Origin of the sequence: Rhizobium sp. BK060, assembly GCF_014193145.1 — a bacterium.
Lineage (GTDB): Bacteria > Pseudomonadota > Alphaproteobacteria > Rhizobiales > Rhizobiaceae > Rhizobium.
Genome location: NZ_JACHYW010000001.1, coordinates 342,169 through 363,199, shown reverse-complemented (window position 1 = coordinate 363,199; position 21,031 = coordinate 342,169). Strand labels below are relative to the sequence as shown.

Sequence of the window (21,031 nt, the reverse complement as noted above, 5' to 3'; positions counted from 1 at the left end):
ATATGTCAATTGCGGGAGAGCGGCAGTTTTGATCCCGCAAGGGCGCGTTCTTCCAGGAAGACGTGGCTGAGATTGCTCCTGATTAGTGGCAGTCCGGACGTAAATCCGAGGCCACATGGTGCGACAGGTTCAGGAACGACCAAGAAGGACGTCTTCAAGATTCGATGCCTTGTGGATTGGCAGCCAAATATCTCGCGCTCCGGCCGAAACAAAAGGCGGAAGATGGTGAGCGCCATGAAGACGAACGACACAAACCCGACGCGTCCCAAAGGCGGCCAAAGGACCTGACGCCGATGGCCAAGAAGCCTGAAGCGCCGACAGGAAGTCGCTGGCACCGCCGACAGTGCAGCCGCCTGGAGCGAAGAGGGAACGCGAGCGTCCGATTGTTAATCCGATTTCGGGCGTCGCACAGTTGACAAGCCGGTTCCGCACCAGTGCGGCACCGTGCGAGCCTTGTGTCGCTGGCAGGTTTAAATTCGCTTCACCGTGCAAGAGAGCCATGCGGCCCGACCGTGAGCGTGACCGGGCCGGGCCTTACGCTTCAATAGCGCGCATCCTCAAGGCCGCAAAATGGATCGACCGGGTTTGTGCCAAGGAAAGGCTTGCGCCCAAGCATGCACTCCACAACGGCCTCCTGCACGGTATCCATGGTCGAGTACGCGTTTATATAGGCTGGTACGCGCGGCGCATCGTAGAGATGATATGGATGACCGAAGGAGATCATCACGGAGGGAATATTCGTCCAGGGTCGATACATGGCCTTGAACAGGCCCCCGCCGCCCATCCGATGCCAGTCGACGAATATCCGGCCCCGTACGAGCAGCGACTCGTCGCCCAGGGCGTAAATTACCAGATCGAAGTCGTCAGGGCTTGGCACGATGTCCGGCCGGTCGATCGTGACTTCAAATCCCTCTTTGGCCAAGAGCTCCGGCAGCAGGAATTTCAGTGGCTGCTGCATGAGCGGATGGATGATGCCTCCATCGACCAACAGGACGCGTTTTGTCTTCGCAGGATCAAGCGGAAAGATGCTGTGGACATCTTTCACAAGCGTGGGTGAGCGAGCGATGTACTCTTTGGAAGCAGCAACGCTGTCGGGATGCGCAAGCAGGTTGCGCGCTTCCGCAGCGTCGGGCAGGACATCCGACGGCTGAAAGAGTTTGAGGTGCGCTTTGAGAGCCAGCACGCGAAGAACCGCTTCCTCGAGTCGCTCAGGCGTTATTCGCCCATCTTCGACAGCGGACTTGACCGCTGCCATATCCTCCTCCGGTGCGTCGCTGAAGAGGATCATGTCGCAGCCATTGGCGATAATGTCAGGCATGGTCTTCGTGTGGTGACCCCAGGCCGACAAGCCACCCATCGGCGTAGCGTCAGAGACAATGATGCCATTGAAGCCGAGCTGATCACGGAGAAGATCGATGTTCAGTAACCGCGAAACAGAGGCCGGCCGGAAAGCTTCAAGCCCGGCATCGGGAATCTTAGACCGGACATAGGCCGGTAAGGAAATATGCGCACTCATCACGGCCAGCACGCCCTCGCCGATCAGCCTTCTATAAAGTCGTCCGAACGTTTCTTCCCACTGTTCAATCGAGAGTGGATTGACGGTCGTAACGAGGTGCTGATCGCGGTCGTCGTATCCCTCGCCCGGCCAGTGCTTCGCGGTGGCGGCAATTCCATTCTGCTGGAGGCCGCGAACATGGGCGACGGCGTGGCGCTCAATTCTGTCGACATCCGAACCGTAGGAGCGCGTGCCGACGATCGGTGATCGGAAGGCAGCATTGATGTCCATGACCGGAGTAAAGGACCACCGTACCCCCATTGCTCTACCCTCGCGGGCCAAGATTTCGGAACTTTTTTCGGTCGCCTGGACATCGTCGACGGCGGCGAGACCAAGTTGCCCTAGCACCGGTGTGCCGAAAGCGAAGGAATGGCGGCTTCCTTCCAGATCTGCACTGATGACCGGTGGCACTTTGCTTCTGGCGACGAGGTCTGAGATGACACGCCGCTCAAAGTCGAGGTCCGGCGTGAAAAATCGGGTCACCCCACCCGGCCTCAATGCACCAATGCGCGCGAACTCCTCTTCATCCGTCCCAATCATGATCAAGGTGAAGAGCTGGCCGACTTTGTCGTCGAGATCGAGCGACGCATAAACCTCGCGGACCCAGGCGATCGCGGCGTCATCAAGGTTGAACGGCGGTTTGCGAAGTTCATCGTATATCGTCACAAGTCCCTCCGTGATCAACGCTTTGTGGCGATAGTTGCGTATGCACGCCATGATGGGAAAGCTCTAAGGCGAGCGACTATCCACTCTCTTAGAGCAGAAGGCAATAAGGTCACAAAGCGCTAAAGCGCGCTCGCCTGTTCTCACCGGAGGTATGGGTAACTCCTCCGACGGTTCCCATCATTCAGGTCGGGAGTTCGCATTGGCAGGATGAGGAAAACCGCCAGAATTTTATGTCAAGACTGGGGACTCTCCAACCTCTAACTCATTATAAAGTCAACGTAAATCAGGACAAGACAACAAGGATGCCTAACGACCTTTCGAGCCGCGTTGGGCCTCGCGCGATCACCACATGCTTTCCAGCCGAAATCATCCGTGCAAGCGACCGCGCATAGCTAGACATAGGTCGAGTGGAGCCTCGCCTGTCGTCTGGTACCAAAGCATCTCGCAGCGACGTACACTTCCATGGTCTTCGCCCAGTGGAGTAAAAAAAGATTGATCCTCGCCTTAGGCGAAGCGAATGCCTGAACCCCCCCCGAAAGGTTAAGAACATGAATCGCATTCTCAGCCTCGCTGCAGTCGCAGTCATCTCTTCGATTACCTTCGCGAATGTTACACTTGCCGACAGTCTCGACATGAATACGGCGCACGCGCTCGAAACGACCCTTCGTTCCTACAACGCCACCTTCGACGTCCGCCAGGTCAATAACTGGGACCTTTCTCCGGAGCACCTCACTCGGGGCGGTACCGCGTCAGACCGCTCGACCGGTGCCATCGAAGGGATCCGGTCAGCGATTGAGCAGAACAAACCACTTGCCGGAAAGCTTCACCAGGCCGGCGTAAAGGTATCCAACATCGTCGATGTCGAGCAAGCTGCCGACGGTAGCATCACGTTCTATTCCCGCTGAAACAAACGCGACGTTGGTGGTCCGCGCTAGAGGGGACCACCAACCGATGCCGGTCTCTCGGCCGATAGCTTTTGTGCGTCCAGTTCCCGGATATTATTCAGAGCTGAGGAGCATGAAATGACGCAAGAGGGTAAAATCTCGGCCGTCACCGGGGGCCGTTTAGATTTGTGACTCGTATTCGCGGCTTTCACAGCGGTAGCGAAACAGCTTCGCGGGGCGACCACCCGTTTCGCTCGTCGTATCGCCAGTTTCCTCGACCAGTTCCTGCTGCTCGATCAACCGTCGGAAATTCTGCTTGTGGAGCGTTAGCCCAGCCAGAGCTTCAACGCTGCGCTGCAGTTGCAGCAAGGTGAAGCTCTCCGGCATCAACTCGAAGACAACGGGCCGGTACTTGATCTTTGCCCGCAATCGCGCAATGCCGGTTGCAAGAATGCGCCGATGGTCGGCAAACATCGGCCGACCCGGATTTACGTCCGACAGGCAGCCAGCCTCCTTCACAAGACCCGCCTCGTAAAGGATCTCATAGCGCTGCAGCACCAGGTCTTCGTTCCACGCGACCTCGCCCAATCCAAAAGCGACATTCGTCCGACGCATCCGCTCCTCCTGACGGATGGGGTCGCGCTTTGCCCACGCAACGAGATGCGCGACGATATCGTCAAGGACCGCAGGGCGTCCGGCGCGCCAGTCCTCCCAGGGAAAATAGCTGTACCAGCCATGCCAGGCGGGCCCACCAGCGCCTGTTGCGGCCTGCTCCCGGACCAGACCGAGATAGCTGATCGAGATCGTCCTGCCGCCGAGGATCTCATTGTTTCGGTCGCGATCAGCGAAGGTATAGAGCTGCTCCAGATAGCCGACCGGATGGCCTGTCTGCTCCTGAACCCATTCACGCAAACCACTCTGCAGGGTACGATGCCCCATTTCGAACGGCCCAGAAGGTAGAGCCTCTCCGGACCGGATCGTCATCACACGCGGCTCGCCGCCTGTCACCGCAACGAGCACGGCTATCAATTCGGCATGTGCAAACCCGATCGTCAAGAAAAGTACGCCTCCTGTTGTCAGACCAGCAATCTCTGGCACAACGAACAAACTTGAGGAAGCATATCCGGGCGTTAATATACTTGAATCTGCCGGTCGATCGCCGCTTAGCGCAGGAACTGCCTGAAGCGGCGCAGCGCGAGATCGAAAAAGATGGCGCCAATCGCCACGAGCGCGGCAAGCTGCGGCCACACCACGGCAAGGCCGGCCCCGCGAAAGAGAACGGCCTGCGATAAGATCACGAAGTGCGTATTTGGCGCTGCGAGCATGCTGTTCTGGATAATCTCAGGCATGCTTTCGCGCGGGGTCGTACCGCCGGAGAGCAACTGAAGGGGGATCAGCACCAACATCAGGAGCAAGCCGAACTGCGGCATCGAGCCTTGCGACGGTCGCAAGGAAAATGCCCAGGCAGGTGGTGGCGAATACGACAAGTGCAGTACCAATCACAAAGAGTGCAAAGGAGCCTTCAATTGGCACCTTGAGCAGCCCCTGGACGATAAAGATCAGGGAGAATGTGGAGGCGGCAACGACAATCAGACCCATCGACCATATCTTGCTCAGCATAATCTCCAGCGGCGTGATGGGCATGACGAGCAGATGCTCGATCGTGCCGTGTTCGCGCTCGCGGATCAGTGCCGCACCGGTCAGGATGATCGAAAGCATCGTAATTGAAGAAATGACATTATTGATCGAGCCGAACCAACTCTTATCCAACTCCGGATTGAACCGGGATCGCAGCGTCAGCGCGACGGATACCTGCTCGCCACCGCGATATCGATTGACGAACTCGTTAACCTCGCCCGAGACGATCGACTGAACATAGCCGCTGCCAGTGAACGCCTGTGATATACGCGTCGCATCGACATTCAGCTGGATGCTCGGCGATCGACCAGCAAGCACGTCCCTCTGAAAATTCGGTGGAATGACGAGTGCAAACGTGTCCAGCCCGGCATCCATGCGGCGATCGACCTCCTGGAGCGCAATGACGCGCGGAACAACGAAATAGGGTGAATAGAATGCCGTTATGATCCGCGCGGAGAGCGGCGACTGGTCCTCATCGACAATAGCGATCGCAGCCCGATTTAGCGTTTCGGGCAGAGAGTTCGACGCCGTGTATATCGACACCGTGAAGGAATAAATAATCTGTACGAGTAGCATCGGATCGCGTGCGACACCCCAGAGCTCCTTGATCCCCAGCCGATAAACACTGGCCACACGCATGGTCAGTTCGCCTGTTTCTTCAAAAGCGCTGCCCCCTAAGCACATCAGAATCGGGGCGGCAATCAGCAATGGCATGAAGGAATAGACCAAGTCGCTAAAGCCCCAGAGCCTTGGAGAAGGTCCCCCACGAGATCGTGACAAAGTGGGCGGCGGGATAAATCTTCCCGATGAAGGCGCCCACCCCTTGTAGTGATGATACGGGGTCGATCATACCCGAATACTGGACTGCCGGAATGAGGGTTATCAGGGCTGTGCCGAAAATCGCGGCGATCTGACTGCTCATGAAGGCTGAAATAAGCAGCCCCCCTGTTGTTATCGTGACGTAGATCAGCGCTGCGAGGGTGAACGTCAGGAAGCTGCCGGTGAAAGGGACACGAAAGATGAATACCGCGAACGCGCTCAACATGAAAAAGTTGAGCATCGCGAGAGCGATATAGGGCAATGCTTGCCAAACAGGAACTCGATGCGAGTAACCGGGGTCACGTAAAAATTGATGATGGAGCCGAGCTCCTTTTCGCGCACGACGCTGAGGCCGGCAGCATTGCGGGGATCATCATCAGCAGGAGCGGAATGACACCGGGGACCATAGCAACAAGGCTTTGGACGTCCGGATTGTAGCGGTAGCGAATGTCCAGCTGAAAATTTGCGGTGGCAGCCGTGGCTCCGGCCGCTCTTGCGCTTTGCGCGCGAGCCATTCTGCGTGCATTCCCTCCACGTAGCCCCGGACCGTTTCGGCTCGGCTCGGCATGGCTCGGCATGGCGCCATCGATCCAGGCCCCTATCTCGACGCTTCGTCCACGCGAGACATCCCCGCCGAAACCGGGCGGGATTTCGATCGCAAGGCTGAGCTCCCCTGATCTCATTCGACGGTCCATATCCGCATAGTCGATGATTGGCGGCCTTTCATCGAAGTACCGGGAGCCGGATATCTGCAAGACGTAGTCCTGGCTGATCGTTGTGTCATCACGGTCGAGTACAGCGAAGGAAAGGTTTTCGACATCCATGTTGATGCCATAGCCAATGACGAACATCAAAATGACACTGCCGACCACCGCAAGCGTCGCACGAATGGGATCGCGTCTGAGTTCAAGCGCTTCGCAGCGCGTGTAGGCAAACATCCTTCGAAAATCGAAAAGTCGCCCCAGCCCACCGGCCGCTGCTTGCCCCGCGGCATCGCCTGTCTGCACATTCGCAGCCAGTTCTTCTTTGCCGGCATGCCGACCTATCAAACTGAAGCGAATACCCGATCACGATCTGTGGTTGATCACAACAATAACAGTAATTTGACGTTTCAATAATCACGAATCTGCCGGATGGCCGCATCTTCAATGCGTTGTGCCACGCCCAGGACGCCAAATAAAAACGAATCAACACAATTGATCCGATCAATTATCTCCGTTAGGTTGATCGCTAGCATAATAGTCGCGCAACAACCGGCGTTGGAAGGAGAGAACCATGAAAGATGGACCCCATGCAGTTGATGTTCACGTCGGGAAGACGATCCGCATAAAGCGTCTGATGCGGAAGGTATCGCAGACCGAGCTTGGCGATCGGGTCGGCGTCACGTTTCAACAGATTCAAAAATACGAAAAGGGATCCAACCGTGTTTCCGCGAGCATGCTGGTTGAGATTGCCGGCGCGCTCGATGTCGACGTCCGATCTTTCTTCGAGGACGTTAACCCCGGCACCGCCAACGACAATCCCACGCCCAGCGAGGAATTCGTCGTCTCCCGTGACGGCGTATTGCTTAACGCCGCGTTTCTGTCGATCAAGAACGAACAGGTTCGCAAGAAGATCGTAAAGCTCGTGCAGGCAATTGCCGGCATGGAACTGGACGATGCTCAATAGCTTTCTGGTCGGAGTTGGACGGTCCGAACGTTAGTGACAGTCGAGAAGCACGAGGTTCTCGCTGGCATCTTTCATTGCGACCTGCGTCTTCTTGCCGATCAGCTTTTCGAGATTGACGTCGAGCTCGCGTTCGGGGTCAATGCCGTCCCAATCGATCACGACCTGAAGAAGAGCCATGTTGGTCAAGTGCATCAAATTATGCAGCTTGAGCTTCTGGGCTTCATCTTTCGCTGCCGAGAGTAACCGGAATATTCTGGCATACTCGCTACCCGTTCCCTCATCCCTCGTCAGAATGTTCATTGCCACCGCCTTCACCTTCTCTGCTGATGAGCCTTCCGGGCTTCAACGAGATCCATCATTCTGGTCAGGCGTTACTCGGGCGTTACAGGCGTGACGGCCCCCGTGATTTCCGCCCGCAAGTGCTCCCAGTGTGAGGTGGCGGCAAAACCCCAGTCACGCTCCTGAACGGCAAACTCCACGTCTTGCAGATACTGCAGGACGAGTTCGGCATCCTGACGCTTGCGCTCAATTTTGGCTGCTCGGATCATCCGCAGGATCGACTTGGCGCGGTCCCCACTGGCGAAAGTGCAGCCCTCGACGACCTTGGGATAGGTACGCTGCGAAAAATGAAGCGCGCGGCCGGCAAGCAACAGCATCTTGTGTTCGGCAAGCGATAGAGCGCCCTGCCGGTACAGCCCGTCGATCGTCGGCTGAAAATCGACCCACGGGATGGAGAGCGGCAGCCAGCCGAATTCTTCGGGCGCGTGCACGAGCGCCACAGCCTCGTCGTCAATCAGGCGACCTTCCGCGTAATCCTCGTAGATCGAACCCAGACCGACCATGCCGAACGCTGCGCATTCGGCCGCGCGCAGCGCCCCCATGCTGGCGCCGCCCGCAACGACGACATTGTGCTGCAATGCGTAGAGGATCTCCTTGTGCCATACCGAGGGCACTTCCCCGAAGTAGCCATCGACAATCCCAATTGCCCGTGCGCCGTCCTGCACGGCCTGCAATATGTCACCACGCGCGGCCGGCCCGCGAAAGTCGATCGAAGGGTTCTCGTCTCGAAGACTGCCAATATCGGCGCCAAAGCTCGGGCCTGCGAAGATGACCTTCATTGCATTGCTCCCTGCATAGCGTTGACGGCGCGCAACCCGAGTTGAATGAATTCGCCGCTGACATCCACCTCGAGGCCAGGAACGATCATGCGGATGACTGAAACCGGCAGGCATGGGTGGGGAAGCGGCACGGCCACCACCTGATCGATACCTTTCGCCTTCAGGCGATCGAGAATGTGGCTGATATTTTCCTGGATGCTGCGCGGCGCCGTTTCGAAAGAAAATTTGGGAGCGACGGGCGCTTCGTCGCAGAGATTGATGAGTTCCTCCATCGGGCCGCCGTTGTCGAGCCTCTGGTAAAGACGCGGAGAAAAGTCGTCGCGGCTACCGGCAATCGCGGTCAAACGGCTCTGTGCCGCCTCAGTGATTGCGCGGAGCGCTGCGCGAATAGGATCGGGGTGGCAGCCGCATCCTCCGCAGACATGGGTCCAGCGCGTATCCACACGCTCCCCAAGATTGCCGGGAATGATAACTGCCAGAAAACTGGGGACGCCAATGTCGGTCGTCATGTCGAGCAGCAGGAGACGCATTCCTGCGCGCCTGATGCGATCTACGACAATATCCAGGACAGGATCGCCGAAGGCCGCCGGATCGATCCGCGTGCCACACAGTTGCTCGTGCGGGCGCAACTGCGTCAGTGCCCAGGCGTCACGTTCAACCAGCTCGCAAAGCCCGTGAAGCACAGCTTCCGCCGGCCGATTTCCGGATGCCAGACCATCACTCGACTGCTCGAACCCGCAGGGACGGACGCCCCGATGATCGAGACCGACGAGCGGCCAGGGCACGAACACAGGGCGGCCGGACATGATGTCCAGACCTTCGCTCCAGGCGATCGGCTGCGAACCGATCTCGGAGGGAACGCAGCGCGCGACCGAATCAAGGTCGATCATCGGCGCATGTTCGGCCTTCATTCCGTGCAGCGTCGCCATCACCAGGTCGCTCGGCTGCATCTCAGCAATGCGCGTCTCGACAGCTTCCATCGCAGCCGAAGTCATAGCGGCCTCTTCGTCGATGCCTTTTCCCTGAAAAACTGAAAGCGTGTAGCTGTTTGGCCGCGTCGCGAAAGCAACGGGGATCTCGACGAGGTCGAGCGCAGTGAGCAAACCCACCCGCGTAATGCCAAGTTCCTTGAAGTGCGGTTTGATGGCCGCGAATGTCTGCCCAGGCGTCAGTGAGCGGTCGTGATAGCTATTGATGCCGGCCGATGAAAGACTGAGATCTTGCGCCAGGCGCTCGAGTGCGGTCTGAACAGACATTCGCATCGACCTCAACGGAACTTCAGCGCGTGAACAATGTTTGCCGTGGCGTTTGTGTCAAGCTGCACGGCTTCCTGTTTCAGGACGGCTTGAGCGGCGGCGGAAAGGCGTACTGCAACTGGCTTGATCTGGGTGGTCGTCATTGTGTCATCTCCTGCTAGAAGCAGCATCGTGCTGCGGACAGGAGGAACATGCGCCGGCTGGCGTTATTTCGGCGTGACCAGGATTCGCGCCAGGACGGCGCCCAAAGCACCGTAGGTGTAACGCTTCAAGACAATCCGGCCATCCGAAGGCCGTCAATCAGCTGACGGGTGTCATCCGGATTGCGGTCCGGCACGAATTGCCAGACATCATCGGTGCGGAAATCGGGAAAATTCTCGAGCACGATAGAGGCATAGCGCGACGCAGTTCGCAGGTCACCGTTCTTGGCGTGGGATGCAGCCAGAAGGCGCGAGGTCGCAGGGCGATCCTTGACGCGATCCAAGACCTCGATCGCCTTTGCATAGTTTTCCTGCACGAAATGGATACCGCCGAGATTCCAGTAGTAATAGTCCGGTGGCAACGGATTGAGCTTGAGCGCTGCCAGGCTCAACTCCAGCGCCCGGTCACTTTGACCATCATGCAGCAGGGCATCCGCATGATCGGCGAGAATGTCGGCGTCATTCGGGTTCAGCATCTGCGCTTCGGCGAAAAATTCGAGACTATCGTCGAAGCGGCGGCGATAAAGAGCGACGAAGCCCAATTCGCGCATCGCCCTGCCACTATTCGGGTCGCTGTCACGAGCAAGCCAGGCGGAGCGGTCCGCCTCCTCCAGCAATTGCGTATCTTTCATCCCGCGCACAAGCCACTCCATACCGAGCACGCGGGCCATTCCAGCGTGAGCCGATGAAAACCTGTCGTGGCGGGAGAGCGCTGATTTGAACCATTTGCGCGCCTGGCGCAGGTGCTGAAGATCGGTCTTCGAAACGAGCCGCTTTCCTTCAAGGTACAGGCGGTAGGCCGACGGATTGACGTCATGCGTCATATCCAGAAGCTCGCGGCGTTCGATGGTGTCGGCGAGCGTCATCACAATACGTCGGGCAAGCTGAGCGAAGGATTGGTTGACCTTCTGCATGGCAAGCGGCAGGTCGATCGCCCAGAGCACTTCGGCCGTCGAATTCTTCGTCAGTCGGCACGTGGAATAGATGTCATCCTCGCGACCGTGGATCGTAACATAGACGGTATAATCAAACCGCAGCTCGGGCGGCGTCGGCACAAACGGATCGCCAGCGAGACTGCGATTGACGATTTCCAGGCTCGTGTGCGCAGCAATCACCTTGAAGCCGCGCTGCTGGCTTAGTCCGATCGTGACCTCTTCCAAAAGCGCGCGCCCGACACGCTGCAGCACCGGGTCAGACAAGATCGTATCCGGCGGCAGAATGAGGACCCGCGGCTGACCCACTGGGTCAGAAGGGACGTTGCCGGGTATTTCTTTCAAGGGGCCTGCAAGCGAGGCTGGCGTGATGATGCCGAGCTCCTGCGCCAGAGCCAGGGTCCGGCCATCCGGCTCCGCACCGTATTCAGCCTTCAGCTCGTTGCGGCAGCGCAAATACACCTGACGTGCGGCTGCGAGATCACCGGCGTCCACGTGCCGTTGCATCAGCGCTCGGCAAGCGACTTCGTTCGCAGGATCCGCCTCAAGCAGCGAGCCTGCAAGCATCAGGATGTCGTCGGACGTGCGTTTCTCTGGCGTTTCGAGAAGCGCAATTATATGAGCCTCGCGGCGTTGCTCGATGCGCTGACGCTCGACGACAATTCTCTCTTCGGCCTCGATCGTCGGCGCCTTGAACCCCTCGAGAAGATCACCGCCAAGCAGCTCCCACGCCGATCGCGGCAAGGGCGCCGCCGTATCGCTGAGGACCAGTACGTCTGCGTCCCAATCATCACGGTTGAAGGAAACATGCGCATTCGTCGCCTTGAGCAAGCGCGGCAGGCTGTCGGGAATGCTGCGATCAATCCGCGCCAGAAGCTGGCGCAGGCTGCCGGCTCGCTGTTTGGATTGATCCGACTGCCACAGGATCGCCCGCAGGATTTCCCGCTCCATCGCGTATTGCGGTGCAGTTACCAGAAAAGCGAGCAACGCGTAAGCCTTCTCCGGCAAGACGATCTCGCTGCCCTGCGCGAAAAGCGCGGGCGTTCCCAGTAAACGGAGAAGACGGTTCTGTTTGCCTGTCACGAGCAACTCGCGATTGGAGAATCCGATGGCGAGTATAGGGACAAACAATGGCAACGCAAAAGGATTATGCTTGTCCGGGTGAATTTATCAACCGGTAGATGATTTTGGCACGCAACCTACTGGAAAAGTGCCGCGCCTGAAATGCTATTGCGCCGTGATTCGGTCCGCTGACGTCACCAACAAACAAATGGCGCCGACCCTTCGATCGACGCCATTTGCAGTGCATGCAACTCGCTAGCTTAGGCCGCGGCCGAAGCAAAACCAGCCGTCGGTACTTCCGAGATCGTCTTTAGAACCTGCGAAGCGATCTGGTAAGGGCAACCCTGAGAGTTCGGGCGACGATCTTCCAGGTAACCGCGATAATCATTTTTGACGAAGGAGTGCGGAACACGGATCGAGGCACCACGATCGGCAACACCGTAGGAGAACTTGTTCCACGGAGCCGTTTCATGCTTGCCGGTCAGGCGCTTGTCGTTGTCCGGGCCGTAAACGTTGATGTGGTCCATCAGGTTCTTGTCGAACTGCGCCATCAGGGCTTCGAAATAAGCCTTGCCGCCAACTTCGCGCATGAACTTGGTCGAGAAGTTGCAGTGCATGCCCGAGCCGTTCCAGTCGGTATCGCCGAGCGGCTTGCAGTGATACTCGATGTCGATGCCGTACTTTTCCGTGAGGCGCTGCAGGAGGTAGCGTGCCATCCAGATCTGGTCGGCGGCCTTCTTTGAGCCCTTGCCGAAGATCTGGAACTCCCACTGACCCTTGGCCACTTCGGCGTTGATGCCCTCGTGGTTGATGCCAGCGGCGAGGCACAGGTCAAGGTGCTCTTCAACGATCTCGCGGGCGATCGAGCCGACGTTCGAGTAGCCGACGCCCGTGTAGTAGGGGCCCTGCGGAGCCGGGTAGCCGGTTTCCGGGAAACCGAGCGGACGGCCGTTCTCGTAGAAGAAGTATTCCTGCTCGAAACCGAACCAGGCGTCCTCGTCGTCGAGGATGGTGGCGCGGCTGTTGGACGGATGCGGGGTAACACCATCCGGCATCATGACTTCGCACATGACGAGAACGCCGTTCGTGCGGGCCGGGTCCGGATAAATCGCGACGGGCTTCAGCACACAGTCAGAGCTGCGGCCTTCTGCCTGCATCGTCGACGAACCATCGAAGCCCCAGAGCGGGAGCTGCTCGAGTGTCGGAAAAGCGTCGAATTCCTTGATCTGCGTCTTGCCGCGGAGATTTGGTACCGGGGTGTACCCATCGAGCCAGATGTACTCGAGCTTATACTTGGTCATTTGCGAGTCTCTCAAACATAAATCGTGAGCAAATCCTCAAGCGAACCGACCGTTGAAGCGACCAGGCCGCGAAGGGATGCCAAATTACATGCACGTGGCGTGCCAGTTTGTGTGCGATGATGTCGCTAGCCAATCGAGAGCGCCCGACAAGCCGACTGACCGAGTTTGCTCCACGGAGATGACCGAGCGTGGAACTGGCTGCGGACTCAAGCAGTTAGCTGCCGAAGGCAGTTGCGGAGCGTGAGTTCGGCCGACGCGACCGGAGAAGGCTGCAACATTTTTTTCGCAGTTCAACTCAGGCGATTATTTTTTGTGCATATGATTATATTTTATACCAACTGAGATTCCGATATAAATGCCGGCAGATTCGAATGCCCATAATCCCAACATCTTGTGCATGTTTTTCAATCAGATCGCGCAATTACTGTGCAGTTCTGTTATGGTCGTGTTATCGTCCTCGGGCGTCGATGAGCAAGGAGGCACTTTATGGCCATTGGTGTGCATCACGAGACGGCAACAATTTACCCGTTTCCAGCGAAGCGTTTTGCTGCGGCGGAGCGTCGCCCGGCAGTTGATATTGAACGGGATATGATCCCTTCGGTCTATGAAAGCTGCTGGTATCACGACGAGGCCATCAAAGAAACAGCAGAGCCAGCACAGCCAAAGTTCACGCCCCGCATCGTGGATTGACCTTTTCTTGATCGTGACCCTGCGCCGGACGGCATAGCACTGCGACGTAGTTTAGCCGGGGTCCCGCGAAGTCGCCCGCTCCCAACGCGGCGCTCTAGTTGAGGCTTACAAGTACCTGCCCGTGACGTCCAAGGGCGAAGCGTCGATTGCCCGCCGATGCTGCTCCTCGGCTTTGCCGGGTTTGCCCCGGCCGGAAATCACTGGACTCGACCTTGGTGCCATAGGACCCTTTCGCCTCCATGCGCGTCCAGTCTGGAGCCAGCAGTCGGCCTTGTTTTGCCGCAGTCAGTTGACCCTGCCCTACGCGTGCGATCCAGGCAATCGCCGTAAAAATCCCGATCCCGAACCGCGACGCAACGGATCGCGCCGACATCCTGCCTGCCTGCGCCGCCAGAACACGACTGCGAAGGTCATCGCTCACTGCACGTGCCATCATTGCCGCCTGATTCAAGGGCGCAGGGAATCACGTCAAAGAGCGACTGTCATCCAAATGCCGATTCCGCGTTCAGGGGACTGTCCCAGGTGCCAAGCGACGCGCGCCGTCGGCGCGGTCCGTTTCCAGCAGATACTCTTGCGCATCGCGCTCGGGCAGGCCATGAGGGGTCCTCGATATCGATCCCGGGCGATTTTTGATGGTGAGGAAGCAAATCGCGATCTTCGGCGGCGGCCCGGCGGGCCTGACGGCCGCGGAAAGTTTGTCGTTGGAAGGGCACGCCGTCACGGTCTACGAGGCCATGCCGACAGTCGCGCGAAAATTTCTCCTTGCCGGCAAGTCCGGGCTCAACATCACCCATTCCGAGGATTACGAGCGCTTCGCGTCACGCTTCGGCGCATCAAATGCCCGCTTGCGCGACGCACTGGACAGCTTCAAGCCATCCGATGTCAGAGCCTGGGCGGCGAGACTTGGTACGGAAACATTCGTGGGATCCTCGGGGCGCGTGTTTCCGATAGCCATGAAAGCTTCACCGCTTCTTCGTGCCTGGCTGCTTAGACTTGAGACCCAAGGCGTCAAGATCCTGACCCGGCACCGGTGGATAGGATTCTCTGGCGGGGGCTACCTCATCGAAACGCCGAAGGGCGTAAACGTGATCCAGCCGGACGCGGCACTCCTCTCGCTCGGTGGGAAGAGCTGGCCCCGCCTCGGCTCCGACGGAAGCTGGCTGCCTTGGCTCAGGGAGAAAGGCATCGCAGTCGATGACTTTCAGCCCGCCAATTGCGGTTTCGATGTCGATTGGAGCGAGTATCTGCGAGATCGATTTTCGGGCGAGCCCGTCAAATCGGTCACGGCATCCTCGTCGGCGGGAACGATCCCCGGAGAATTCGTCATCACCCGGCATGGTATCGAGGGCAGCCTCGTCTATGCCCATACGGCCGTATTGAGGGAGAGCTTGACGGCTGGCGAAGCCGCAACACTTTACGTCGATCTAATTCCGGGACGCACGCGAGAGCGCATCGCCCGTGAACTTGGAAAACAGGATCCGAAGGCAAGTCTATCGAACCGACTCAGGAAGGCTGCCGGCATTGACGGCGTAAAGGCGGCGCTACTTCGCGAGCTTGCGGGCGCCACAAATCTCGGCGATCCCCATCAACTGGCCGGTCTGATCAAGGCCTTGCCCATCCCTCTTCGAAGAACCCGCCCGATCGCCGAGGCGATTTCCTCGGCAGGCGGCATCGAGTGGGACGAGCTTGATCGGAACTACATGCTGAAGGCGTTGCCCGGCCTCTTCGTCGCCGGTGAAATGATCGACTGGGAGGCGCCAACCGGCGGCTATCTCCTGACGGCATGCTTTGCCACCGGCCGGGCAGCGGCCCGCGGAATCGAAGCCTGGCTCGGCCGGCGCTAGGTCTGCTATTTCCCGCATCGGCACAGCTGCCCAACGCTACCGTTTCGGCTGGAACGTATGTTCCTTGGCCGGGAACTGGCCGGAGCGGACTTCTTCGGCGTAAGCCTGGGCGGCTTGCGACACCAGCGGGCTCAATTCGGCAAAGCGCTTGACGAAGCGCGGCTTAAAGTCGTTGAAAAGCCCCAACATGTCGTCCGACACGAGTACCTGCCCGTCACAGGCAGGCGACGCGCCGATACCGATGGTCGGCACGCTAAGCGAAGCAGTGATGTCGCGGGCGACAGGTTCGACGGTTCCCTCGACAACGACAGCGAAAGCGCCAGCTTCTGCGACCGCCAGTGCATCGCGGCGAATCTTTGCCGCCTCCTCGTCTGAATGTCCGAGCGACCGGAAACCGCCGACCGTATTGACCAACTGCGGCATCAGCCCGACGTGAGCAAAAACCGGCACACCTCGCGCGGTCAGGAAGGCGATCGTCTCCGCCATTTCCTCGCCGCCCTCCAGTTTGACGCCATCGCAGCCGGTCTCCTGCATCAGTCTGACAGCGTTGCGAAACGCCTGTTCTTTCGACTCCTGGTAGCTGCCGAAGGGAAGGTCGACGATGACGCAGGCATGCGACACACCGCGCATGACGGCGGCGCCATGAGCAGCCATCATGTCGAGTGTCACACCAACCGTCGTCTCCATTCCGTACAGCACCATGCCGAGGGAATCGCCAACCAGGAGAAGATCGCAGTGCTGATCGAGCAGGCGGGCGATTGGCGTCGTGTAGGCTGTCAGGCAGACGATGCGGTCGTTGCCCTTCATCGCCCGGATCGCTGCTGTCGTCAGCCGCTTCTGCTTGCCATGGATGCTCACTATGCCGCCCTCGAATTGTTGATTGATTTGATCCCGATCACCCTGTTGTCGAGGAGCCGCGTCGTGCCGATCCGCACGAAGAGCGCAACAAGGGCTGGCGCCGATTGCAGCGAAGACAAGCGCTCCAGCGTTTCAGGATGGCGTACGGCGACCACTTCGGGCGTAGCAAGCGGTTCCACCGCGATGAACCGTGTGAGCGCCGCCTCCATTTCCTCGGGGCTATCACAACCCAAGGCATAGAGCCGCTCGGCTTCTGCCAGCGCATTCGGCACGACCACGGCCGCGGCCCGTTCCCGCTCATTGAGGTAGACATTGCGCGATGAGCAAGCAAGCCCATCGGCCTCGCGCACCGTCGGGACGGCAACAACCCGAACCGGCTGGGCGAGATCCTCGACCATCCGTTTGATAAGCGCCACCTGCTGGTAGTCCTTCTCGCCAAAATAAGCGCGATCGGGCTGCACGAGATTGAAAAGCTTCGTGACGACGGTCGCCACACCTGCGAAATGCCCGGGTCGCACTTCCCCTTCCAGTTGATTTCCGAGTGCCGGGACATCAACGAGCGTCAGCATCGGCCGCGGGTACATTTCGCTCTCTTCAGGTGCAAACAGGATGTCGACGCCGGCAGCCTCGAGCATCGCGCTGTCGCGCGCCAGATCCCGCGGATACTTGCCGAGATCCTCATTGGCGCCAAACTGCAGCGGATTGACGAAGATCGAGACCACGCTCACCTCGTTCTGCGAGCGTGCGCGGGCGACCAACTCCATGTGACCGATATGCAGGAATCCCATGGTGGGTACAAAACCGATCGCTTTGCCGTCGCGCCGAGAGGCGCTAAGCCGATCGCGCAATTCAGCTATCGTGCGGACAACGCGCATAAAACCTCCTCCGAATTCGTCGGACCCGCCGAGCCGGCCGGACAAATGGTGGCGGATAGAACGCGATTTGACGAAAACCGTCAACGCGGGCTGCGCGATTATAACGATTAAGCAGTATGCTGGGCACGCGTTATTTGCGCGGCCGCGATGAAGCGATTGGGAATATTTGCCAGGCTCCATGTGCATCAGTGTCGAATCGAAGGCCACTGCAATGGGACCCCGAGTGACCGAATCGCACATCATGTGCACATGGGTCACAAATTTTCGCAGCGCCAATCCTCGCGACGATCGTCACGCGGCTGCGTTGCGCAATCTGGCGATCTCCTCGTGCGACTTTGTTTATTCTTTTTGTCCAAACTCTGCCCCAGTGATAGTAGAAGAAAGCCTCGATGGACGAATACCCTTCATGGGTGGCACGGCAATGTCCGAACAGCGACGGAGGGATGGTGACCAATCCTTATGAGATTCTCGGCGTCCGGCGAGATGCGACCGATGACCAGGTAAAGGCGGCGTATCGGCGCCGCGCGAAGGCGACGCATCCCGACTCCGGGGGCGATCCGGAGGCATTCAGCCGTGTGCAGAAGGCTTACGAGCTCTTGTTGGATCCAGTCCGCAGGAAGGTGTTCGATGATACGGGCTACGACGTTGAGCTCGCAGACGCCATCGACTTGCAAGCCCTTATGGTCATCGAAAAGTTGGTCAATCAGCTGACCTTGGACGAGCGCGAGCCCGGCACGTTTGATCCGCTCACCCGCATGCGATCTGACCTGTCGGAGGAAATGCGCAAGGCGCGTTTTAGCAAACGCGAACTCGAGCGCCATGCCTCACGCATCGAGCATCATCTGGAAAGGCTGGAAAAGCGACCGGCGACCGACATTCTTGGCTCCATGCTGCGTGCCCGTATCAAGGCAATTTCGACAGCGATCGGCGAAACCGAAGCCAAGATCAAGGCCAGCGAGCGAGCATGCGAAATGCTCTACGACTACACTTATGAAGTGGATGTTCAGGAAGGCGAGGAGGGCCTCGCCGTCGAGGATCAGTCAGCGCCGGCCTTGCGCAACAAGCGTGACGACCGGCCACTTTGGGTCGTCCCCGCTGCTCAAGAGGGTTGAAGGGCGTTCGCCGCGTGGGTTACGCGGCGCGCTGCTCTGTGCCCTGGATTGCGGCGAGCTTCCAATCGTCCCCTCCCCTGCGCACGAAAGTCCAGACTTCCGTCGTTTCTGTCGGTCGAGTGTTGTCCCCGCTGACGAGCTTGCCGTTCGCCCGCTCGACGAGCGCGTCGATAGAGGAATAGCGCATCGCAAGCGTCGCGTATTCCGTGCCATCCTCCCGCCAGGTTTCGGCAACGTCGCCCTGCAGCAGCTTGACATTCGACACTTCGTTGCGCACGCCGTTCGTCGCATTCTCCCCGAGTTCCTCGGCAAGGTAGGACATGGCTTCCGGCGTCGTTAGGCGGCGCAACGTGCCGTAGTCTTCGGCGCCATAGGCGGTCTGCACCTCTGTCAGCAGTTGCTCGAAGCGGTCAAGATCGCGCTGACCTAGGCCGAGCTCGTCATTCGGTTTCGCGTTTGACTGCCGCTGTTGATAACCTGCCCCCGATCCAATCGACGGGATCTGGAATGACGCGTTACCGCCGGAAGCCATGTTGCTGGCGGTTGGGCGACTGGGACCGCCGTAGGCCGGCTGGCGGCGATTGGCGAAGAAACGCATGGCAAAGGAAATCGCAATGGCGATCAGGGCGATCTGCAACAGCATGCCGAGGAAGCCGAAGCCGCCGCCGAAACCGTGGCCGAGCAACATGCCAAGCAGGCCACCAGCGATAAGGCCACCGATCATCGATCGTCCAAAACCATTGAAAATGCCAGGCCTCTGCGTGCCGAGTGGCTGCTGACCGGCGTATGGCGCGTTGGTTTGCTGGCGGGGCGTCATCGAGCGCTCAATCGGGGCAGCCGGCGAAGGCGCCGTGCTCGTGGCAGGCGGCGCCTGGAACGTTCGCGTGCCGCGGCTGCCGAATCCGGAGCTGCCGGCGCGGCGCGCATCGGCCTCGCCGATCGAGGCAAATACGGTAGCGCCTGTCACAACGGCAATCGCCGCAATCTTGGCAAAACGCGAAACGGCACGAGGCATCCAATCTCTCTCCTGTCATGACAAACAACGCATGTCAGGGGCTTATATAGGGATTGCTTCGCGGGTTTGAAGCTTTAGGCGCGCCGATCTTTATTGGCAGACGTCGACCCAGGTCGCCCCTGTCAGTTGCGCCAAGCGCTCGGTCGATATGCGCACGGCCGAATTGGTGGACCCGGCAGCTGGCACAACTTCATCAAATCGCCGCAGCGAAACATCGCAGTAGATCGGCAAAATCCTTGGCAAGCCGAAGGGGCAGACACCACCAACGGGATGGCTGGTAGCCTCCACAACCTCCTGCGGCCCAAGCATCCGGCCCTTGCCTCCGAAGGTGTCCTTGAACTTCCTGTTGTCGAGCCGCGCCAGGCCGCCGGCAACGACCAGCATCGTTTCCTCACCGACCCGCAGGCAGATCGTCTTGGCGATCTGAGCAGGATCGACCCCATGCGCCTCCGCGGCCAGCGCCACGGTCGAAGAGCTTTCGGCGGTTTCGATGATCTCGAGATCGGGAGCATGTGCGCTGAGGAATGCGCGGACGGTTTCTAGACTCATGCGCGAAAGCTAGCGCAGGACAAGGACCGAATGAACCCTAAATTGCCAGTGTCTACCCATGCGCTGATCCAGTCTCGATCAACTTCACGCTGTTTTCCTGACACAGGCGACGGATCGAAGGCGTAATGCACCGATCGGTGATGAAGGTATGTACTTGTGGAAGCTGGGCGATGCGAACGGGCGCAGTGCGTTCGAACTTCGTCGAATCGGCCACCAGAATGACGTGCCGCGCATTCGCGATGATTGCTTGCGCGACCTTCACCTCGCGAAAGTCATAGTCAAGCAGTGCTCCGTCCTCGTCGATCGCCGATGCGCCGATAACGGCATAGTCCACCTTGAATTGCCGAATGAAATCGACAGCCGCCTCCCCCACGATACCGCCGTCAGAGCCGCGCACGACCCCGCCGGCTATGACAACCTCGATTGTAGGAAGCAGCCTCAGTCGATTGGCAACGTTGATGTTGTTGGTAATGACCATCAGCTCATGATGGTTCATCAGCGCCTCGCCGACGGCCTCCGTCGTGGTGCCGATATTGATGAAAAGCGAAGCGTTATTTGGGATAAGCCCAGCGGCGGCCACACCGATCGCTTGCTTTTCGGTCGCTGCGATCTGGCGTCTCGCCTCATATTTCACATTCTCGGTGCCGCTTGGAAATGTGGCGCCACCATGAACGCGCGTCAAAATCTGGGCGTCGCAGAGGTCGTTCAGATCCTTGCGGATCGTTTGCGGCGTAACAGAGAAATGCGCGGCCAGCTCCTCGACGAAAACGCGGCCGTTCGACTTGGCCATCCCGACTATTTCCGTCTGGCGATCGCTCAGGAACATGAGTTCGGTCTCTTTCGCTTGCGTTTCGTTTCGCAGAGTTAGAATGCTTAACAGAGGCTCAGGCGGGCGCAAAGAGTGATCATCAGGCTCAAGAGAAAGATAGCACCTTCGGTTTAAGTGCCCCCACTGTCAGCTTCACCACCGAGTACCCGACGGTAAAGCC

The 21,031-nt window shown here is 58.8% G+C and carries 20 protein-coding genes and 2 pseudogenes; 5 read left to right on the top strand and 17 right to left on the bottom strand.

Annotation, left to right across the window (positions count from 1 at the left end; all coding sequences use genetic code 11):
• Positions 1 to 541 precede the first annotated feature (541 nt).
• A complete protein-coding gene (locus tag FHT71_RS01680; protein ID WP_132588016.1) occupies positions 542 to 2,221 on the bottom strand; it encodes a glycoside hydrolase family 3 N-terminal domain-containing protein in 1,680 nt (559 codons plus the stop codon).
• Between the two features lie 548 nt (positions 2,222 to 2,769).
• On the opposite strand from FHT71_RS01680, the gene FHT71_RS01675 reads away from it, so the two are divergent.
• The gene (locus FHT71_RS01675) at positions 2,770 to 3,126 is read left to right on the top strand and encodes a hypothetical protein (RefSeq protein ID WP_132588017.1); all 357 of its coding nucleotides are present in this window, start codon (positions 2,770 to 2,772) and stop codon (positions 3,124 to 3,126) included.
• A gap of 159 nt (positions 3,127 to 3,285) precedes the next feature.
• On the opposite strand, the gene FHT71_RS01670 is transcribed toward FHT71_RS01675, so the two are convergent.
• The 4 genes and pseudogenes from FHT71_RS01670 to FHT71_RS01655 form a co-directional block, all read right to left on the bottom strand.
• The gene (locus FHT71_RS01670) at positions 3,286 to 4,161 is read right to left on the bottom strand and encodes a hypothetical protein (RefSeq protein WP_132588018.1); all 876 of its coding nucleotides are present in this window, start codon (positions 4,159 to 4,161) and stop codon (positions 3,286 to 3,288) included.
• A 107-nt stretch (positions 4,162 to 4,268) separates the two neighbouring features.
• Positions 4,269 to 5,382: pseudogene (locus tag FHT71_RS01665) on the bottom strand (ABC transporter permease).
• A gap of 94 nt (positions 5,383 to 5,476) precedes the next feature.
• Positions 5,477 to 5,824: an ABC transporter permease gene (locus tag FHT71_RS01660; protein WP_132588019.1), complete on the bottom strand. Its 348-nt coding sequence runs from the start codon at positions 5,822 to 5,824 to the stop codon at positions 5,477 to 5,479.
• Positions 5,825 to 5,861: 37 nt separating this feature from the next.
• Entirely contained in the window at positions 5,862 to 6,500 is a 639-nt protein-coding gene (locus FHT71_RS01655) for an ABC transporter permease (RefSeq protein WP_132588020.1), read from the bottom strand.
• Between the two features lie 337 nt (positions 6,501 to 6,837).
• Here FHT71_RS01655 and FHT71_RS01650 point away from each other — a divergent pair, with 337 nt between their 5' ends.
• Positions 6,838 to 7,230, top strand: a complete 393-nt coding sequence (locus tag FHT71_RS01650) for a helix-turn-helix transcriptional regulator (protein WP_007795623.1) — start codon at positions 6,838 to 6,840, stop codon at positions 7,228 to 7,230.
• Between the two features lie 30 nt (positions 7,231 to 7,260).
• Here the strand turns inward: FHT71_RS01650 and FHT71_RS01645 are convergent, their stop codons facing one another.
• From FHT71_RS01645 to FHT71_RS01625, 6 genes are all read right to left on the bottom strand, one after another.
• Positions 7,261 to 7,530: a hypothetical protein gene (locus FHT71_RS01645; protein WP_007795619.1), complete on the bottom strand. Its 270-nt coding sequence runs from the start codon at positions 7,528 to 7,530 to the stop codon at positions 7,261 to 7,263.
• Positions 7,531 to 7,601: 71 nt separating this feature from the next.
• Positions 7,602 to 8,348 carry a TfuA-like protein gene (locus tag FHT71_RS01640; RefSeq protein ID WP_132588021.1) on the bottom strand — a complete coding sequence of 249 codons (747 nt, stop codon included), beginning with the start codon at positions 8,346 to 8,348 and terminating at the stop codon, positions 7,602 to 7,604.
• Positions 8,345 to 9,604 (bottom strand): YcaO-like family protein, encoded by a 1,260-nt coding sequence (locus tag FHT71_RS01635; protein ID WP_132588022.1) that lies wholly within the window; start codon positions 9,602 to 9,604, stop codon positions 8,345 to 8,347. Before FHT71_RS01635 ends, FHT71_RS01640 begins: the two co-directional genes overlap by 4 nt.
• An 11-nt stretch (positions 9,605 to 9,615) precedes the next feature.
• Positions 9,616 to 9,747 (bottom strand): hypothetical protein, encoded by a 132-nt coding sequence (locus FHT71_RS32115; RefSeq protein WP_007795609.1) that lies wholly within the window; start codon positions 9,745 to 9,747, stop codon positions 9,616 to 9,618.
• Positions 9,748 to 9,872: 125 nt separating this feature from the next.
• The gene (locus tag FHT71_RS01630; RefSeq protein WP_132588023.1) at positions 9,873 to 11,819 is read right to left on the bottom strand and encodes a tetratricopeptide repeat protein; all 1,947 of its coding nucleotides are present in this window, start codon (positions 11,817 to 11,819) and stop codon (positions 9,873 to 9,875) included.
• Between the two features lie 239 nt (positions 11,820 to 12,058).
• Positions 12,059 to 13,099: a glutamine synthetase beta-grasp domain-containing protein gene (locus FHT71_RS01625; RefSeq protein ID WP_007795602.1), complete on the bottom strand. Its 1,041-nt coding sequence runs from the start codon at positions 13,097 to 13,099 to the stop codon at positions 12,059 to 12,061.
• A 486-nt stretch (positions 13,100 to 13,585) separates the two neighbouring features.
• Here FHT71_RS01625 and FHT71_RS01620 point away from each other — a divergent pair, with 486 nt between their 5' ends.
• Positions 13,586 to 13,789: a DUF2735 domain-containing protein gene (locus FHT71_RS01620; protein WP_132588024.1), complete on the top strand. Its 204-nt coding sequence runs from the start codon at positions 13,586 to 13,588 to the stop codon at positions 13,787 to 13,789.
• A gap of 283 nt (positions 13,790 to 14,072) precedes the next feature.
• On the opposite strand, the pseudogene FHT71_RS01615 reads toward FHT71_RS01620, so the two are convergent.
• A pseudogene (locus FHT71_RS01615) lies at positions 14,073 to 14,222 on the bottom strand (IS630 family transposase); the annotation flags it as partial.
• Positions 14,223 to 14,421: 199 nt separating this feature from the next.
• Between FHT71_RS01615 and FHT71_RS01610 the strand changes: the two are divergent.
• Complete coding sequence (locus FHT71_RS01610; RefSeq protein ID WP_132588025.1) at positions 14,422 to 15,633, top strand: TIGR03862 family flavoprotein; 1,212 nt, start codon at positions 14,422 to 14,424, stop codon at positions 15,631 to 15,633.
• A gap of 36 nt (positions 15,634 to 15,669) precedes the next feature.
• Here FHT71_RS01610 and panB read toward each other — a convergent pair whose 3' ends face one another.
• Both panB and panC read right to left on the bottom strand, forming a co-directional pair.
• Positions 15,670 to 16,491 (bottom strand): 3-methyl-2-oxobutanoate hydroxymethyltransferase, encoded by an 822-nt coding sequence (gene panB / locus FHT71_RS01605; RefSeq protein ID WP_132588026.1) that lies wholly within the window; start codon positions 16,489 to 16,491, stop codon positions 15,670 to 15,672.
• A complete protein-coding gene (panC, locus tag FHT71_RS01600; RefSeq protein WP_132588027.1) occupies positions 16,491 to 17,366 on the bottom strand; it encodes a pantoate--beta-alanine ligase in 876 nt (291 codons plus the stop codon). The genes panB and panC overlap by 1 nt, the downstream gene beginning before the upstream one ends.
• A gap of 446 nt (positions 17,367 to 17,812) precedes the next feature.
• Between panC and FHT71_RS01595 the strand changes: the two genes are divergently transcribed.
• Positions 17,813 to 18,478: a J domain-containing protein gene (locus tag FHT71_RS01595; RefSeq protein ID WP_132588274.1), complete on the top strand. Its 666-nt coding sequence runs from the start codon at positions 17,813 to 17,815 to the stop codon at positions 18,476 to 18,478.
• A gap of 19 nt (positions 18,479 to 18,497) precedes the next feature.
• Here the strand turns inward: FHT71_RS01595 and FHT71_RS01590 are convergent, their stop codons facing one another.
• The 3 genes from FHT71_RS01590 to FHT71_RS01580 all read right to left on the bottom strand — a co-directional run bounded on the left by FHT71_RS01590 (position 18,498) and on the right by FHT71_RS01580 (position 20,868).
• Positions 18,498 to 19,493, bottom strand: a complete 996-nt coding sequence (locus FHT71_RS01590) for a Tim44 domain-containing protein (protein WP_132588028.1) — start codon at positions 19,491 to 19,493, stop codon at positions 18,498 to 18,500.
• Between the two features lie 90 nt (positions 19,494 to 19,583).
• Positions 19,584 to 20,042 (bottom strand): YbaK/EbsC family protein, encoded by a 459-nt coding sequence (locus FHT71_RS01585; RefSeq protein WP_132588029.1) that lies wholly within the window; start codon positions 20,040 to 20,042, stop codon positions 19,584 to 19,586.
• Between the two features lie 52 nt (positions 20,043 to 20,094).
• Complete coding sequence (locus FHT71_RS01580; protein ID WP_007801638.1) at positions 20,095 to 20,868, bottom strand: DeoR/GlpR family DNA-binding transcription regulator; 774 nt, start codon at positions 20,866 to 20,868, stop codon at positions 20,095 to 20,097.
• Between the last annotated feature and the right edge of the window lie 163 nt (positions 20,869 to 21,031).